Below are 17,040 nucleotides of genomic sequence, written 5' to 3'. Positions count from 1 at the left end.
ATCACCGCCGCAAATGCACTTTTTTCACGCCGAACTCACCAAGCCGAGGGAGTCTAGTTGCGTGTTGGTCAAATTCGACGGCGCCACATGCTATCGGAATTGGATTCACCGTGGACCAAATCATTGTTGCACCCGGGTATGGATCCGAGACTGGTTGACACGCCCCGGGCGTCGATATCTCCTATAACTTGCCAGCTAGGGGACACCGACCGATATACTGCTTGCACATTGTGTTGACAGCAGACGCGACATAACCAAGCGCTGCAGCTGAGTGTAGGTGACGGGTAGTTTTTTGTTCGACTTGAACTTCTCGTGAGGGAAGGTGGTAGATGGCTAGCCACGTGATGAAGGACCTGCTTCACCTACTGGTGAACGTGAGAATGGTCTGGTGGTGCTTAGATAAGACCTTTGGCAATGTCAGCAGGTTTTTTGTGAAGCTACGCTAGGCGAGGGATTATAGTGATTGTGCGGCAGAAGAATATGACCAGTTTGAAAAGAAGTGTAGTGAGGTAATCTCGGAGCTCGAAGTACTCAATGGGGTAGATGTCGAGACGGGTGGCTTTTGCAATAAGGCGACGTTGCTCAATCTTGATCTGGGAGATAGAGCTCTCATCTTCTGTGATTGCGAAGGTTATGAGATCTAGCTCGTCGATAGTCAAATTGCAGAACGCCTAAAACAACATGATTTCTTGATAGAGTGTCACGACTTCGTCAGAATTGACACGACAAGGAAGCTCTTGAGTGCATTGTCATCCACTCCCGAATGTAAAGTGTACGAGAGTGTCGACGATATCCTGAAAGCTTAACGGTATGAGTTCCCAGAGTTGGAGCACTTCGACCTGGATGAGCGACGGCAGCTACTTCGCGACGCCCGCCCGACCATCATGCGTCGGATCTTTGCCAAGTCCCAAGTGTAGTGGCGTGCTACAGGAGACGCGTAAACTCGGTAGTTTTTAACTGATCAATGCCTCTCTCCTGCAGGATGTTCTGGTGAGCAATAGTCGAAAGTCGTGTTTTTTGATGAGTGAAAAGGGATCGCATTCTGCCGATGTGCATCACCACGTCAGCGGCTTAACGCTGTCACAAGGAATACGTTATGTCCAAGCTTAAGGCAGGTTGACGCGAGTTGCTCCCCGGCCTGCAATTGCCTCGAGAAGGATCGCGAGGTGCTGATGTCGTTCCACGACTTCCCGGCCGAAGACTGGGGGCACCTGCGGAAGACCAGCCCCATTGAGTCAACGTTCGCCACAATCCGACTACGACACCGTCGAACGAGAGGCAGTGGTACACGACGCGCCAGCTTGACGATGATGTTCAAGCTGGCCCATCGGCAGCGAAGCGATGGAGGCGACTGAACTGCCACGAAAAGCTATCCCTCGTTTTCGAAGGGCGGTCCTTCCAAGGCGGAACCCTGCAGGAACAAATCGCCGCCTAGCTCATGCTTCAGAACACAACAATTGACAATAGCTCCTTCTTTACACCTTGGACCGTCATGTGTCGGGACACGCCCAGTTGCCAACTCCTCGGCTTGGTCAGGCCAATTCGCTTCGCGGCCACAGGTCCAAGGCAAACAGCACGCTAAACCAGCCACTAATCTCTACTGACGGCTCGCACGATCTCTAGACGGAGATTGTCGGTCTCGAGGTCATCGCAGGCCAACGGTTTCAAGCGATCCAAGGCTGCGGACAGCTCTACAGAATCGATTCCATAACCGCGCTGAAAAGGTCAAAAACAACCCGAACTTCTTTTAAAAGCGCAAATTTCTGATTAAGATTGGGTTAATTGCTAAGCCTTCGTTAAGTGCTGCGAAGTGGCCCACTCAGGTAATTGAACCTGCATTCTCCCCGTGTTTCCAGATTGCGTTCGTCGATCGATGGTGTCCCTCAAAGAACTAATCAAACGGGCGATTCGGAGGAATGGGCTAGAGGTGCGGGCTCACTACACACTTCAGACCCTGCAAGAATACCCTGCCACATCGACTAAAGGTTGGGCGATTGAAATGATTGGCACCAAGGGCGCAGGCAAGAGCACTCTCTTCAGTCTTTCGCTGGCGAAGTTGAAGAGCCGTTGGTTTTTTCAGTATCACTTAAGGGATCTAGTGTTAACTAGTGTGCAGTCCGACGAGATTGAGGGCTTACATCGCGACATTCTATTCAATAGGCTCGATACGGTCATCCACTCGCAGCAGGAACCATGGCAGAGTATTACTGCCGTTTCCCAAAGTGTGACTGCTGTCTACGCCAGTATGTATATGTCGTGTCATACCTTCCCAAGGGGCTTTGCGCTCGAAGAAGGTCTTTTTAAGAACTTTCCTCGGGAAGTACTGCAATTGAACAAACAAACAAGTTTACCCCTCTGGAATGGCAAGTGCTTTATATACCTCCGTGCGAGTAACCCAAACATAGTGTTAGAACGGTTTCACAATCGCAGGTCGCAACGCCTTGCTAAGGGAGTGTTCCAACATGAAGAATCCAATGACGAACTTTCCCAACGAGTCCATTCAGACACTTTCGCTTACGATCGCATTGTGGAGAGAGCAGACGAACTGGGAATCCCCACACTAGTGATCGATGCCAATGACGACATGGACTCGCTAGTTGGGCAAGTGCTCCGATTCGAGGAGTCGCTATTCACAAACGGTGCCGGTGCGAGTTCTGCTAATGGCGTTAATGCGACAGCACCAGTATCAACTGCCGGGGGCACTGGAACTTCTGCCAAAGTACCGTTGCCAACAACGACTATCAGGGATTAGCAGCCATGGCTCGTATCCGCCGCTATCTGGCTGGACTCGTACCCAGACGAATTCATCCTATTGGTCGTCGAATTACACGCCGCTACGATCAGATGTTGGGTCATGCCAATTCACGCAATCGACGTGGCGTAGTGCTGATGCTGCATATTGGTCGGTGTGGGAGCACGGTTCTGGCAAACATGCTGCACCAGAATCCAGAGGTGTATTGGGATGGCAAGATCCATCGAATCGCTCAACAGCTGTACGGCAAAAGGGTTGCCGACCTAGACTACGCGCGATGGACGAAGGAGCAGTTTGTGATCTCTGGATCGCGATATTACGGGTTTGAGTACAAGTTTCTAGAGGATCAGTATTCGGCTGTGCTGGGAACGACCACGGAGAGGTTTCTGGCCGCTTGCGAAAAGATCGGTGTTACTCACTACATCGTGCTCAAGAGACGCAATACACTTCGTCACTTGATTTCGCACTACGCGAGCAAGAACCGGGGAAACTGGCATATTTCGCCAGACGGCGAGTCACGTGCCCAGCAATTCGCGATCGACTGCGGTTGCGTCACCACCGGTTCAGCACCCGGTCGTACACTCATGGCGTATTTGCAGGAAGTCGATCATGCCTATGCGAAAATATCGACGCTGCTTGCCGAGCAAAACGTCTTGCAAATTGACTATGAAGAAGATATTGAGTCCTGCAATGCGAATGCCGCCTACCAGAAAGTGTGCGAGTTTCTGGACATTACTTGTTGTGAAGTTGCCGTGAAAAACCGGAAGACCAATCCGTTCTCGCCAGCGCAATCCCTCACCAACTATAGCGAAGTTGTTGGGTGCTTGAATGGGACCGCTTATGAGTGGATGCTAGAGGTGCACATTGAATAGTGCGCAATCCCGCGGTATTGTTGCAGCTGCGCTGACACGAAATTTGGAGCGGCTAGTCCGGCAGCGAAGGTCTCCAGAATGATCATCTGCACCCGACGGGCGCTACTACTGGACTGCGCGTGTGCGCTGCCGAAATGCCGTAAAGAGCCTTGACTGAGAGGCTCAATTTAATCCTCTCTGCTAAGCGTCGCGAAATAGACGCGGTTCAGTCTCACATACAGAAGGGTTAGGATTGCAAAGAAGCCTGTCAAAGGAATGGCTAACGCAACGATACTCGGCATCCCCAATTCACTGATGATATCCTTTATAGGAATCACGGATTCGTGAAGCACGAAGGCAGGAAGAGCAAGCATTCCGATGATTACCAACAGTTCGCAGACGCGTCTTGGGATGCTTCCCATCCGAACCCCTGAAAACGTACATTGAAAAACGCTGCACAATATCATCACTACGCCGGTGTAGGTGATGAGTGCCCAAGGAGCCTTTCCACTGGTGCTCATCCACGCCGCCATGCCGTCCGTTGCATGGCAGGTCAACAGCCCGAAACCAGTCGTTGCCAGGCCAAGGCGAAAGAATGGCAACCCAGTTGAACCCTCGGTTTCTGTCGTCCGGCGGTAGGCTGCTCCAATGGCTGTCCCTAGCATTACAATGCCTGTCATATCGAAGATGTTGTATTTTGCGATTAGCATCAGTCGCACAACTTCCACCACGCCCGTCGTGGGATCGTTGGTAACTACGCTTTTGGCGAACGCACCGAGCGCGAAGCAAATCATCGAAAAGAGTAAGCAGGTCGCAACCACAGCACTCGAATTGACAATTGGACGAAGTAGGGCCGGAGTTGCGACGATAGCAAACAGGTAATAAATCAAAACCGAGTAGAAGGAAGAAACGATGCTGGGTTCAGTGTTCGGCAGCGGCGACAACCCATTTGCACCGGCTTTGGCCACAGCAAGCAAAGTGATTCCACCGGCGAGAATCAGCGCGTTTCGCTTGACCACGGTTCGAAGCCGTCTGGGATGATTGCGCAATAGTGGTAGCTGGAAGAAGCCTAGACCCAGACCAAAAACCAGTGCGAAGCCCGGTGTACCCATTCTGTAGACTGGACGAAGGTAGCTGTCCATGTCAGCAAATGCGTCGGGCAACCGACTCCACACTCCCGGCAGCCAATGAACGGCAATCACTAGCAGAACGAGTACTCCGCGCGTGGCGTTAATCACATTGCTCTTCACCGCGATCGGTTCGAGGCTGACGCTTGCACCTATATCAACGCCGTCGATTTCGTCAAATAGTTGCTGAAGAGTCTTTCCCTCAAAGACCCTTCGCGTGATCGAAGCCGGCAATCGCATCTTCTCCATCTGTAGCATAGCGGCAACAGCCGTGAGCGAATCGCCGCCAAGTTCGTAGAAACTCCGGTCTCGCGGTACCTCCGACATGCCGAGGACTTGCTGCCAGACTGTCACAAGCTGATTCTTGGAATTAACCGCTTCCTCGTCCGGCGGTCCGATCGATGTGCCTGGGCGATGGCCATCTGCTGGGGCCAGGCGAGTATCGTTGGTCACCGCCTGCTCCAGCTGATTTCGTTTGATCTTTCCGCTCGCAGTTCGGGGAAGCTCGTCGCAAGGGTCGATGCGGATCGTCGCTGCTGCATTGAGGCCGAATCGTTCGCCGAGTTTCGCAGCTGCCCGCCGGATTTGGTCGCTCTTACTGGCCAAGCTGGGCTCCAGCGCGATCAGAATCACTTGTCCACGCAGCGGATCGGCCGCCGGCCCGACGGCTAAGCCTCCATCAATCTGAAGCAGTGACAGGAGCTCGGATTCAAATAGTTCCGCGGCAATCTTGGTGCCGCCACAGTTGATCAGGTCGTCTGCACGACCTGTGAAGAACAGGTTGCCGTCTACCAGGTTCCCCAGGTCGTTTGTCGTGAGCCAGCCACTCTCGTCCGTCAACGGAACCAATTCGCCGTCCCGTACTTCTCCTAATGCTACATGAGGTCCACGAATCTGGATTCGACCCTCCTCGGAAAGTCGAACCTCCGTGCGGCCGACTGGTTTCCCCACACTTTCGAGTTCGTGCCCCGCGACACGATGGATCTCTAGAAATGTGGTCCGCGACGCTTCGGTCAGACCATAATGCTGCACAATGTTGGCATTAGGAAACAAGTCGCGGACCTGCTCCTTCTCTTGCCGACTCATGTATTGGCTGCCGATTTCAATCCAGCGGATTCTGGCGCCCCGTCCTTTCAGAATACTGGGATTCTGCAATAGGATTCGCCATTGAGTCGGGACGGCAGAAATGGCGTTAATCTCACCCCGCTCGATCATTTCGCTGACTTCGAGGGGGTTGAAGCCATGTTCTGGCAGAAAGCACTTCCCGGCGACCGCCGCTACCGCGCGGCACCGACCGAACCCAAAGCTCAGATGAACCGGGACACCCACGTATTCGCGGATGCTCGAGTCGATTTGCATGGTAGCATTCAGTCGCTGCACGACATCGGCGAGTGCTAGATGCGATAGCACAATCGCCTTGGGGCTACCAGTGGTTCCCGAGGTGAAGGCAACATGGGCGGCCTCTGTACTTTCAGAGGGTTCATATTCAAAGGCATGCCAGCCGTGGTCGTGATTTGGAGTGACGATGTTTGTCGTCTTGATACCGAGCAAGGAGGGTTTCGATCCGTGGGGAACCACACTGACAAGGACGCCCCGGATGTAGGCGTCCAATAGACAGCGGACAAACTCGGCGCTATTCACGCCTTGCACGAGGAGCATCTCACCAGGCAACTGCTGCGTTCGAGGTTTGTGGTTCGAGCCGCCTACTGCTTCACTTGCCATACTGTGATTGCTCTCGAAATTTGCAAAGGATGCTAAGCGGCGCCGTTGTCGGGTCGCTCTGATTTATTGGCGCAAGATTAATCCCATTATGGACAGAAAGTAGCTTCGTGAAACCTTACGAAGTCTACTTCTCATTTTGGGGGAAGGAGGAACTCCGCTGGGCAAAGCACCAGTTGTCGAATCTAGGGAGACCACCAGACCGCACGCTGCAGCGTGGTGACGCCTGCCCCGGGGATTTCGTATTCGCTTCACTCACGGGGGCCAGCGCGAATGCAGCGATAGCGTGGAGTTGGAATGGGGAAGAATGTCAAGTAGAAATCCTGGAGAATTGACGATAGAGGTACAAGTTACTCCGCCTAGGTAAGGAGCCCCCACCCCTCCTGGGGGGCATTGGCGGGATGACGGAGCCCGATCGGTGGTCGGCAATCCGCGACTGGTCGGATTTTAGGCTCTACAGCGTTTGTTGGGGGTGGACAGTCAGGCTATAAATACTACCTTGCTATCAATCCAACGTTTAACGAGGAGCTATTGAACTATGTTTTCTATAGCCATTTACGCGGTTTTTTGGGTAGTTACCGCTCTCGCTTGTCCGCTCGTCAACAATACGACTCCTACTCCTTTGACACAGGTTTGGTGGAAGCCGGCTTCCGCCTATGCGTCCGACCTTCCACACTCTAATCGGTACCGAGATATGTTCTTCAACGATATTCTAGAATCCGTGGTAAATAAGCTAACATCGCAGTGCTGTTTGGACGGACAAGGCTCATCTATTGCTCGGGGATGCCGGAAGCTGAGTTTTCAGCACTTGGAATGCCGCACTCTCATGGCGGTTACCATGACTGCGGATGGTTGGACAGTGGTAACGCCGTCAGACGACTCACGAATCGTTTATGTTAGTAGTTCGCAGGGAAACGATGCCAACTCTGGGCTCAGCGCGCAGACCCCTGTCGCAAGTATCGAAGCAGGCAAAGCGCTGCTCCGATCCGGCTACGCAGATCACCTATTGTTCAAGCGGGGTGACACGTGGACTGATCAGAACTTTGGCGCTCCCGTCGACGGCAGGAATGCGGATGAGCCAACCCTCATTGGAACCTACGGGACGGGAGACCGACCTGTGTTTCTCACCGACCCGTCGAGCAACTTCATCAGTACGGGAGCCGGGGCGTCTTACTTTTACGTCATTGGTTTAGATCTTTCGCCCAATAATCGTGCGGCTGATGGTTCTGACGGTGGCCAGGGAGTCAAGATTACGGGCACCGGATCTGACATTCTGATAGAGGATTGCCGCCTTGAAGGTTACTTCGGAAGCATCACGGTTCAGGGGTATGGTGGTGAGGGAAATGAAGTCGTGAATGTTTACCTTCGCAGAAACGCCATTCTAAACTCCTGGGGCAATAGCCCTATTACTGGATTCTTCTCAAATTACTCGACTGACGTTGTGATTGAGGAGAACTTCTTCGATCATAACGGCTGGCATCCAACTAAAGACAACCCTGATATATTCAGCCACAACATTTATCTTTCGAATGAAGTACACAGCTCCACGGTCGTGGGAAATATCTTTTCTCGTGGCTCATCGATGGGCACCAAGTTCAAGGTAGACTCCGGCACTCATATTGTTAAGGACAATCTGTATGTTCGAAATCCCGCGCAAGCGCAGTATGGGGACGGTCCCGACGATGTGATTGAGGGAAGCATTTTCCAAATTGAGGACAACGTGTACCTTGAAGGAGGCAGTAGCGAAGGCTTTACCAATTCCGATGGCCTTGGAGTATCGATCAGCGATATTGAGGGAGGGTATTTCAAGAACAACATTATCGCCAACCGCGTCAATGCCCAGAAGATTCCCTATGCTCTCAGCATCAATACCGACAACGAAGGCGCTGGCGTCAACAACTTTGAGGTTGATAGTAATGTGATTTATCGTTGGGGAGGGCCGGTAGTGTTTCAGAGAGTTCCTCAGTTGTCGGCTATGACGTTCTCCAACAACACCCTTGTCGACCCGAACGGCGTGAAGCACATGCTCCATCCCTTGCCAGCGGGAGATGACAGCTATTCGCTGTCAAATAATCAGTACTACTCCACGGCAAGTGACAGTGGTGGGTGGTTTAAAGAACTAGGTCAAACCGAAGTCACCACTGCCGACTACCTGGCCAACTATGAGCCGACAGCCAATTTCGAGAAGCCAAGCTTCATCGATCCCACGCGCACCAGCCTGAGCTACGCGGCGAAGCTCGGGTTCACCAATTACGAACAGCTCGTGGGCGCTTGGGCTGGTCAGTCGCAAGGCACCTGGAATGCAGATTTGACGGCCCACGCGCTCAACGAGTATATACGCGAGGGATTTCAAGCGGATGAGGTGGGACTAACTCCGCTACCCGCGCCATCCGAGCCGAGTTCTTCTTCATTTGTACCAACGCCTAGCTTTGCCCCGAGTGCCACTTGGAAGAGTTTCGTCGATTCGGCGACCGTATATACGGTCAGTCATCCTGAAATCACGAGTAGCGTGCAATCTCAGGTCGAACAATCTGAGGTCGTACAATCTCAGGGCGAACCGATGGAGGAAGACGAGGTCTCCTACCTTCAATTGGATGACGAAGTGAGTGAAATCGAGGACTTGCCAGAAGCATCATTGCTGAACACTCAAACTTCAACACAGCAACAGCAGCAGGTCGACATCCAGGCTCTGGACCAAGTCATGGCAGGCTTGGAAGAGTCGTTATTGAGATAGTCTAGGTGATTCGACAATCGCTTCATCGTTTCATGACGCTATCCCCGTCTGGCACATGCTTTACCCCCCTCGATAACAGGCTGACTAGCTGGAACTCCAAACTCACTCTAGCGTGTTGTTTAATCCGCCGTAGCTTGCGCTAGAAAGGCCCACCTCAGCTGGCAAGGTAGGTCGGATTTGACTGAGGCCCCGTTCTACGCGACCAAGTATAGAGGCGCAGATTTTCTGACCTATGACTTGAGACAGTATCGTCCCTCGCGGGACTTCTCGCTCGCGTTGAGTGGATTGGAGATTTTGTGCATCTGCGGAAGCTATGGTAGTGTTCCGCGAATACTACCATCCAGACAACGTCTTTCGCTTCGCAGTTGAAGCAACTCAGTTTCCGCCAAGCTAGTGCCCAACGTATAATACTAGACAAATTTCAAGATACGGTCCTAGCAGTGGTAGTCTTTGATGATCAAGCGAGTGGTGGCGGCTGGGGTATTCGTCCACAACGAACAGGAGTGTTTGCCAAAGCTGTTGAGCGATTTGGAAGCACAAGTGTTCCCTCCCGACCTGAGGGTCGACTTCTCGATCCTCTGCAATGGTTGCACGGATCGGTCGTTTGAGGTTGCTCAATCCGAAGTGCAACGGTGGCCCACCAGAGACTATCGAACCGCCTCTGCGCTCAACTTGGAAGAAGGGGGTAAGGCCAACACTTGGAATGCTTTTGTCGAGCATGCGCTCAACGCGGGGGCATCCGCAATGGTGTTTGTGGATGGCGATATCCGAATCCTTGATCCCAAGGCGATTGCCACGCTACTCGAATCGCTGGATTCGCCAGATGTCAGCATTGTCGTTTCGCAACCCCAACCGGTGTTTGCGGAAAAGTGTTCTCGTTTGGTGCGTCTATCTTTCAGCGTAGGCCAGACGCCGCACCGTGACGGTAGTATCTGTGGTCAGCTCTATGCCGCCACTGCGGGTGCGTTGAGCGACATACGGCTTCCGAAGCTATGTCTCGTTGAAGATGGGTTCCTGGCAGCCTGTGTAAAGACTAGCCTGTTTACTTCAGCCCGGGGAACTCAATCGATCGCAGCTTCGAGAAAGGTCAGCCATCAGTACACCCCCTATACTACCTTTGGAGAGTTATACGAGCACAGCATACGGTTGGCTTTAGGAACCGAAATGAACGCAGCCTACTTTACGCCACTTTGGCATGCTCGTGATCGGCAAGATCGCATTCGTCTTCTGCGCCGGTTCTCACGGGGAGAGCAATTAGAAGAGACGTTTCGTGCGCATGCCGGTCTGCCTCAGAATTCTGCGATATCGACTCGCAAATCTGTGCTGAAGTTCGTGAATAGCGTGCGCCGGGATGGATGGAAGGGTATCGCAAGGATACCATTGAGCGGAGCTAAGCTGTGCTATACCCAATTCGTGAATGCTGGTGCGAGGCGGCGGTTTCGAAGCCGTGAGTTCAAATGGTAATAAGTACGCTCGGGGGTCTCTTCCCCGCCGAATCCGATAGGCGGCGTGATTCGTGGACCTCGCAGGAAGTAGGGCCAAAGTCCTCACTTCGAAATATCGAAATCTATTTGTTGTGCGTTGTCGGCGTTGGTACCACCGATTAAAATATCTAGACTCGCACAATTGTTGCATAGGTTCGGGGGTGTCAGCCCGCACCTACGGGGGGCGGGGCGCGATCGAGGTTCACGACTGGTCGGCGGCGGACCGGCGCGTTTGCAGTCACGAATTGGCATTTGGTGCAGGTAGCAAGCTAACGATTGGGGGATGCTCTGATGCCACCTACGCAGTCGATGCGTTACTTCTTGCTCCTTTTATTCGTGTGGCTGTACACGTTTGGCGGTCCGGAGCCGAAAAATGCCCTCGCAGTCACGATGGACGTGTATCTAATCGGCAGTCACGGGGTGCTTGCGACCGACTCTGTTGCGCCCTTTGCCATCGAGACAACCACCGTATATAGGTTGGGTGACTTCAATGGGAACTTGAAGGCAACTACGGCAACATTGGTGGACAACTTTACGTTCGACGTCGAAGCGGCGTTGATGTACAGCAGTCATCTAAATCCCGATGCTTCAAAACCTACTGATCCGTTCGAAGTGGGCGCTGGCACCGCGTCTCTTTTCAATTTAGAGGTCAGCGTCTGGGATGATGCTGGAACTGCAAATGGCGACGGTGACGCGGACGACGAGGATTTGGACGCGAGCAATAACATCGACTTCGGTAGGAACGCATCGGTTGTATTCAGTGCCGTTGCGGGTGGTTTCACGGATTTGATCCTGGCTGAAGATGGTGGTTTGAATCCGTTTAGCCTAGAACTGTGCGCCGATGCGGAGTGTTCTTCAAGGCAGCGGATCTTCAATGGGTTTAATAGCAGCGTATCGAATTTCCTACTTAATCTGCCGGAGTTCGCGATCAGTGACTCAGATGTAGCAAGCGAGATGGACCAAGTGTTCGTGTTCCGATTCAGTGAGCCAATTCTTGATTATGTAAGAGTAATTGAGAACGACGATCGAAACTTCTTCACCAACCAACGGTTGGAAGTGGACTATCTGGGAGTTGGATCCGTAAAAGGACTTTCTCCGGTTGGACCAGCTGCTGACTACAACGAAGATGGAATTACAAATATCGCCGACTACACGATGTGGCGAAATTTGCTGGGGTCTAACGTGCAGCCTTACTCCGCAGCAGATGGCAGTGGCAATGGGATCGTTGACATTGCCGACTATGGAGTATGGAAGATGCATTTTGGTGAGGCAGAGGCCTCCGCCGTCGCGGGCTCCTTGGATGTCCCCGAACCTTTGAGTGGATCATTGTTAATGTTAGTGCTGATCGCACTTGGCCCGTTGCGCCGCCTGCAATCATCAAGCGCGAAAGCATGTGAGGCCGCCCTGTAGTGAGCTGGAGCAATTCCGATTTCACTGGACGTCGTGCTCCGTGGAGTAAATCTGGCTTTTCAGTCAAAGAGCTCAATGACAGCTGGTAACGCAAGGGCAGGTCCGAACGTCACCGGACGCCACCTCCTTTTCGGGGGAAGCCGAAGAAGCTGTTGAGTTTACCTCGTATTCTCTGAAGCAACATTCGCCGTGCTTTGTCTTTGGCGGTGTTGACGTGAGGCCAAGGGATTTCGGGCGTTTCTTTGTCCAAGAATCGGCAGATATTCTCCCAATTAACCTCCCCAGAATTCAGGTCAAGTCGCAAATAGTCAGTACTTCGACCGGAGAAGTATTCCATAACCTCCTGGTTGTGTTTTGTGTATCGCTTGAGGTAAGCATCTTCGTTGCCGAGAGGCGCACTTTCACCGTAGATCCAGGTGTGGACGGAGTTAGGGTAGCAGCCAAAATCGCTGACAACGCTCTTGATCCAGGAATCCTCGTTTCGCATAACGTGAATGAACTTGCTACCTGGATAGATGCGATCACAGAGTTGATACAGAACCGGCCAAGGCGTATCTTTGAAGGCGTCGTATTGAGTTATCAAATCCGTTGCGCGTTCCTGAATTCGGTCCCCCAGGTCGTCGACTGGAACGGCTGCCAAATCACGAAACTGCTGATAACCACAAACCCGATACCCGAGGATCTCCAGCGCTTTCCCGAGTGACGAAGTACCTGTCTTCTGAAAACCAATGCAGAAAATCTTGGGCTCGTCGTTCATGTACTTCCCTCGTTATCGATAAGGAATCGTTGGTTCTGCAATTGGCTATACGCGTCGGCTGGCAGGTGGACGGCAAAATTTGAGCCAAGCTTCATCCAGGGATTATCGCCCAATGCGTTCAGCGTCGGAGGAGCCAAGATTCGCGAGATCGTGCCCGCATCGAGTTCGTAGTCTGCCGATTCCATAAGGCGCGGCTGCCTGCTAGGTGCCAGTGCATCCGATGCCTGATCTGCGAACGACCCCATAAGTCCAATCCATTTAAGGCCATTAAGGCCACACATAGCCCGACACCAGTTAGTCGCATAGCCACATGGAAATGACTCAAGTAACAACCCTTTGTCGGAGATCTCTTCGCCGCGAAGCAGGAGATATCCCAATGCCGCGCCGTGCATGCCAAAGATCGTCTCGGCACCCACCACACATTGGATTTGTTCAGGTATAGACAGTTCCTCCAATAAAACGGTCCGGAAATCGTGTTCCTGCAATAGCTGCGATATTTTTTCGTGATTTGTCAAGGATCGCCGGCCACGTCGTGCCAAGAAAACTCGATCGCCAGTCACCCGACTGTCTGAGACTATCCCAAGCTCGACGGCGCGTCGATGCAACCAACGTCCCGCCACAGCCCGCAACAGTAGCTTTCTGGGATTGGAGCTAAGCAGATTGCCTTCAACCGGCGCGTCACTCGAGATTGCTTCACATTGCATCGTGCGAAACAAGTCGAGCGCATATTGGGGTGTACCTTGATTCACAATAAAGACGAGATCCCTTGTCGAAATCACATCTTGTAGCGCCTCCAGGGCTATCAAGCCCACGCCAATCTGGTTCTGAAGAATGTGGGCCACATTTGAGTTGTCGTCGTACCGGACGTCGAACACGAGTTGAGAATCTTGGAAGCGTATTGCTTCCTTTCGTCGAGAGGCGATGTCGCTAAGCCGCGACTTGATTCCAGTGGGGCGAGGTGCGGACGATTGGCCATCGTGTACCTCGAAGCGAATTGAGTGCGAAGCGTAGTGGAACTCGGGCGCCCACATCACCAATGGTGACGGAGTCCAGGCGTCGAGCAGTCTGGTCGGTTGCCCGACGACTGGCCCACCTGGCACGGTGATGGCAGGAAACTGATGTGAGGCGGCTGCAAGTAGCATGAATACTAGTCCAAGACAAGAATCGGCCGGCGAGCCTGGTCAACAGGCGTCGGCGCACATTCCCCCTACCGTAAGTAGCTTATGTCGACCTTGTTTTTTTCAGCAATCACTCGACTTGCCCAGGTGGCATTGCCGCTTGAGAGTCGTTTCGCAATTTGCCATTTTAAATAGAGCGGCCAGCCATAGCGCCTTAGGTTAAAAGCCTTGCGAGCCAGGCTATTCTGTGCCCCCAGATAGACTCGCGTCCCAATGGATGGTCTGTGGGATTTGGGGTGGCGACTGTAGCCTCGACGTTCCATCAGATCTCCACACTTTGACTCGACGAGACTCACTTGTTTTGGTGCGAGCTTTGTCTTCCACTGGTTGACAAGGCTTGCATCCGGCGGTTCGTAAGTCGAGTTTGCCGCGTAGGTCAACATGCGGGCATCGTAGTCAAGATCCAGAAAGCGACAGATCTTGTGCAGCTCTTGCTCGGGTGAAACGACAAGTGCTTCGAAGCTTAGCTCGTGGTAGTCCTCGCAAGAGCACTCGGCAGTCACTTTTTCCCATCTTTTCTCAGCGTCGAGCCAGTAATCAGCGCCATACCATACGTTGCCCACCCACCCCATGCCAATACAACTTCTTGCGACGTCGCGGGGGTCCCTTATTAGATGGATAAATCGAGCTTTCGGCCAGATGCTCCGCAGGAGATCAAAGCGGGAATGTACCGTTGCGCCCACGATGGGTTTGCCACTTCTTTCCCCAGCCTGAGACAGGAAAGATCTGATCACCTCTTCGTAACTTGATGTACTTGGAATCTCAAAGCCATGGGCAAGAAATGCTCGATCGGTTTGGAGAAGTTGAGCATACTTTACAGGATCCGGGACGAAGTTGTCGTTGGCGTGTTTTACGGCGTACTCGAACTCCCCAAAATTGCAGATTTCCGGATGGGCGTCGAGCATTAGACGTAGCATTGTAGTCCCGCTACGAAGGGCTCCGACAATGAAAACCGGATGCTCTGGCCTGGTGCCTGAGACGGAAGAACGGTCTCGAGTTGTATGCGAATGTGCCAATGTTATCCCACCCATTCCCATTACGTGTGCTTGTCTGCTGTCTGATGCGCGTGCAAACCAGCGGTGTGCTGGCTGTATTCGATGAGCTGAGATCGCGAGCCTCGCAGCCGATTCCCGATGTACTTGAGCGAACCTATCGCGGTCGGCCAATTCGCGACAATGCATGATGCAGCGTACAAAAAGGCATCGGCGAGTGGATCTCCGTGCTGGCGCATGCGATAGCGGGCGATTCTGGCCCATTGTATCGCATACGCGAAACCGGTCACGACCAGGGGGGAGGTCCCCGCAAGGGGAAAAAGTGACAGAGCGAACACTGGCAACAAGGCCCAAAAGTAGATGCTAAGGAGCTTCCGCCAGCGATGCCTCTCAGTCAGCGATCCATGTAGCACCGCAACCTCGGCGTAGGCATGTCCGGCACGCACCGCTCGTTTCCACCATTGGCCAAACCGCGACATGCGGACGTCGTGTAACGTCATCTCCTCATCCAGTCGCCATATCGTCCACCCGTCTTTTCGCAGGCGTGTGCACAGCTCAGGCTCTTCACCGGCAATGAGGGAGTTGCGGTAGCCGCCCGCTTGCTCGAAGGCTTGGCGTTTTATCAGTGCATCGCCACCGCAAGAATGGGCTTCTCCCGGTAGTGTGTCCCACTCCATCTCGGCCAGGCGATGATAGGCATTGCAGTCTGGATCGATCTCCCGACGTCGTCCACAGGCCACTGCCACCTGTGGATGGGTTTGCAGGAACTGCGTTGCGGCGGGAATCCAGCCCTCGACCACCTCGCAATCGCCATCCACAAACTGGATCAACTCGACTTCGGGAGCGATTTCTAGCAAACGCCGGAAGCCTGCGTTGCGGGCTCGGGCGGCCGTGAAGCCCTCTGCGGTGTCGAGGAGTAGTGTCTCGACTCCGAGCTGCTCTGCCATCTCGAGGCTGTCATCTTCGGATCCGGAGTCGACGTACACCACATGATCTAGATCACGTACCAGTGATCCCAGGCAGGCGCGGAGCCGCTCTCCCTCGTTGCGGCCGATCGCAACGCCGCCAACTTTGAACCGAACCTCGGTATTCGTGCTCACGTCATCGTCTCCTGCCGCGTCGATGCGGTGTGCAACTCGCGGATTGCATCCGATTTCCACGTGAACGGCGATTTAGCCACGACCTTCTTAAAATGATCGCAGGAGAGCTGCACGCCAAGCCAGCGACCTAACTGCTGTAGATCGGTGTCCAATTCACGCTTCAATCGCTGCTCCATCTCAAGGCTAAGCGTGGGCTTCGCGGGCAGTTTCCACAACGCCTTAATTCTGTCTCGGAAGTTCCTGGGAATGAAAGTCCGCCGGAACCAGGAAAGGCCTGGTGCGTAGGCAATCGCATCACGCAGCCAGCTCGATCTCATCCGCTCTTGCGACGAGTTTTGGCGGGAGCGGTCGTCGACCCAAACCAGTCGGTCGGTCGCGCCGAGGAACTGGGCGATCCGCTCCAACTCGGCTTGCGGGGCAGCTTGGAGGCGTTCGAGAAACACCGGCAGGATGCGATCTGGGCCATACGAGTGCAGGTAGGGCTCCAACTGGTAAGCATAGCGGCTGTAGTCGACCATCTCCGGCAAACTATCCACCGCTTCGTCGATCGGGCAGTCAATGCGCCGGACCGACCACTCATGCACGTACTGCGAGACGAGCCGGTCGATCGGATGCCGCATGACGTAAATGAGTTTCAGGTCGGGGAAGGCGGCGTGCATCCGCTCGACCGTGTGCGGATAGGTGGGAAGTTTGGTGTAGTGGGTGCTCGATTCACCGCAAAGGTCGCCGGCGCTGGCTGCGGAGAAGAGGTTGCGATACCAGGCTTCGCCTTGGGCGTAGACTTCGTCGTTGGAGAAATAGTAGGGTTCCTTGGGGGTGGTCATAAAGATCCCCGGCTGGGCCGCCAACTGCTCGTGCAGCGTCGACGTCATGCACTTCATCGCGCCGATGATGAGGAAGTCGGGGCCAGGTGAATCGATTGTAGGCGACTGCATT

At 53.5% G+C, this 17,040-nt stretch carries 11 protein-coding genes and 1 pseudogene; 6 read left to right on the top strand and 6 right to left on the bottom strand.

From position 1 onward, the window contains the following. Positions 1-1,106: 1,106 nt before the first annotated feature. From NG895_RS15735 to NG895_RS15725, 3 genes and pseudogenes are all read left to right on the top strand, one after another. Positions 1,107-1,435: pseudogene (locus NG895_RS15735) on the top strand (IS256 family transposase); the annotation flags it as partial. A 438-nt stretch (positions 1,436-1,873) separates the two neighbouring features. Beyond that, positions 1,874-2,752: a hypothetical protein gene (locus tag NG895_RS15730; protein ID WP_252853477.1), complete on the top strand. Its 879-nt coding sequence runs from the start codon at positions 1,874-1,876 to the stop codon at positions 2,750-2,752. A gap of 5 nt (positions 2,753-2,757) precedes the next feature. After that, positions 2,758-3,624 (top strand): hypothetical protein, encoded by an 867-nt coding sequence (locus NG895_RS15725; RefSeq protein WP_252853476.1) that lies wholly within the window; start codon positions 2,758-2,760, stop codon positions 3,622-3,624. Positions 3,625-3,791: 167 nt separating this feature from the next. Here NG895_RS15725 and NG895_RS15720 read toward each other — a convergent pair whose 3' ends face one another. After that, entirely contained in the window at positions 3,792-6,452 is a 2,661-nt protein-coding gene (locus tag NG895_RS15720) for an AMP-binding protein (protein WP_252853475.1), read from the bottom strand. A gap of 1,114 nt (positions 6,453-7,566) precedes the next feature. Here NG895_RS15720 and NG895_RS15715 point away from each other — a divergent pair. From NG895_RS15715 to NG895_RS15705, 3 genes are all read left to right on the top strand, one after another. Next, positions 7,567-9,183 carry a right-handed parallel beta-helix repeat-containing protein gene (locus NG895_RS15715; protein WP_252853474.1) on the top strand — a complete coding sequence of 539 codons (1,617 nt, stop codon included), beginning with the start codon at positions 7,567-7,569 and terminating at the stop codon, positions 9,181-9,183. A 453-nt stretch (positions 9,184-9,636) separates the two neighbouring features. After that, positions 9,637-10,647: a glycosyltransferase family A protein gene (locus NG895_RS15710; RefSeq protein WP_252853473.1), complete on the top strand. Its 1,011-nt coding sequence runs from the start codon at positions 9,637-9,639 to the stop codon at positions 10,645-10,647. A 329-nt stretch (positions 10,648-10,976) separates the two neighbouring features. Beyond that, positions 10,977-12,077, top strand: a complete 1,101-nt coding sequence (locus tag NG895_RS15705) for a hypothetical protein (protein WP_252853472.1) — start codon at positions 10,977-10,979, stop codon at positions 12,075-12,077. Positions 12,078-12,186: 109 nt separating this feature from the next. Here NG895_RS15705 and NG895_RS15700 read toward each other — a convergent pair whose 3' ends face one another. The 5 genes from NG895_RS15700 to NG895_RS15680 form a co-directional block, all read right to left on the bottom strand. After that, positions 12,187-12,834 carry a sulfotransferase family protein gene (locus tag NG895_RS15700; protein WP_252853471.1) on the bottom strand — a complete coding sequence of 216 codons (648 nt, stop codon included), beginning with the start codon at positions 12,832-12,834 and terminating at the stop codon, positions 12,187-12,189. After that, the gene (locus tag NG895_RS15695; protein WP_252853470.1) at positions 12,831-13,976 is read right to left on the bottom strand and encodes a glycosyltransferase 61 family protein; all 1,146 of its coding nucleotides are present in this window, start codon (positions 13,974-13,976) and stop codon (positions 12,831-12,833) included. Before NG895_RS15695 ends, NG895_RS15700 begins: the two co-directional genes overlap by 4 nt. 65 nt (positions 13,977-14,041) lie before the next feature. Beyond that, the gene (locus NG895_RS15690) at positions 14,042-15,043 is read right to left on the bottom strand and encodes a sulfotransferase family protein (protein ID WP_261361151.1); all 1,002 of its coding nucleotides are present in this window, start codon (positions 15,041-15,043) and stop codon (positions 14,042-14,044) included. Between the two features lie 5 nt (positions 15,044-15,048). After that, a complete protein-coding gene (locus NG895_RS15685; RefSeq protein ID WP_252853468.1) occupies positions 15,049-16,104 on the bottom strand; it encodes a glycosyltransferase family 2 protein in 1,056 nt (351 codons plus the stop codon). Beyond that, positions 16,101-17,039: a sulfotransferase family protein gene (locus NG895_RS15680; protein WP_252853467.1), complete on the bottom strand. Its 939-nt coding sequence runs from the start codon at positions 17,037-17,039 to the stop codon at positions 16,101-16,103. Before NG895_RS15680 ends, NG895_RS15685 begins: the two co-directional genes overlap by 4 nt. Between the last annotated feature and the right edge of the window lies 1 nt (position 17,040).

It is taken from the genome of Aeoliella straminimaris (assembly GCF_024054565.1).
Lineage (GTDB): Bacteria > Planctomycetota > Planctomycetia > Pirellulales > Lacipirellulaceae > Aeoliella > Aeoliella straminimaris.
Note: the sequence above shows the minus strand (reverse complement) of the source record. Positions and strands in the feature narration are given on the sequence as shown.

What these genes read in the sequence shown, in the direction of transcription:
- NG895_RS15730 (WP_252853477.1), top strand. Translation starts at nt 1,874, where the DNA reads ATGGTGTCCCTCAAAGAACTAATCAAACGGGCGATTCGGAGGAATGGG.
- NG895_RS15725 (WP_252853476.1), top strand. Translation starts at nt 2,758, where the DNA reads ATGGCTCGTATCCGCCGCTATCTGGCTGGACTCGTACCCAGACGAATT.
- NG895_RS15720 (WP_252853475.1), bottom strand. Translation starts at nt 6,452, where the DNA reads ATGGCAAGTGAAGCAGTAGGCGGCTCGAACCACAAACCTCGAACGCAG.
- NG895_RS15710 (WP_252853473.1), top strand. Translation starts at nt 9,637, where the DNA reads ATGATCAAGCGAGTGGTGGCGGCTGGGGTATTCGTCCACAACGAACAG.
- NG895_RS15705 (WP_252853472.1), top strand. Translation starts at nt 10,977, where the DNA reads ATGCGTTACTTCTTGCTCCTTTTATTCGTGTGGCTGTACACGTTTGGC.
- NG895_RS15700 (WP_252853471.1), bottom strand. Translation starts at nt 12,834, where the DNA reads ATGAACGACGAGCCCAAGATTTTCTGCATTGGTTTTCAGAAGACAGGT.
- NG895_RS15695 (WP_252853470.1), bottom strand. Translation starts at nt 13,976, where the DNA reads ATGCTACTTGCAGCCGCCTCACATCAGTTTCCTGCCATCACCGTGCCA.
- NG895_RS15690 (WP_261361151.1), bottom strand. Translation starts at nt 15,043, where the DNA reads ATGGGTGGGATAACATTGGCACATTCGCATACAACTCGAGACCGTTCT.
- NG895_RS15680 (WP_252853467.1), bottom strand. Translation starts at nt 17,039, where the DNA reads ATGCAGTCGCCTACAATCGATTCACCTGGCCCCGACTTCCTCATCATC.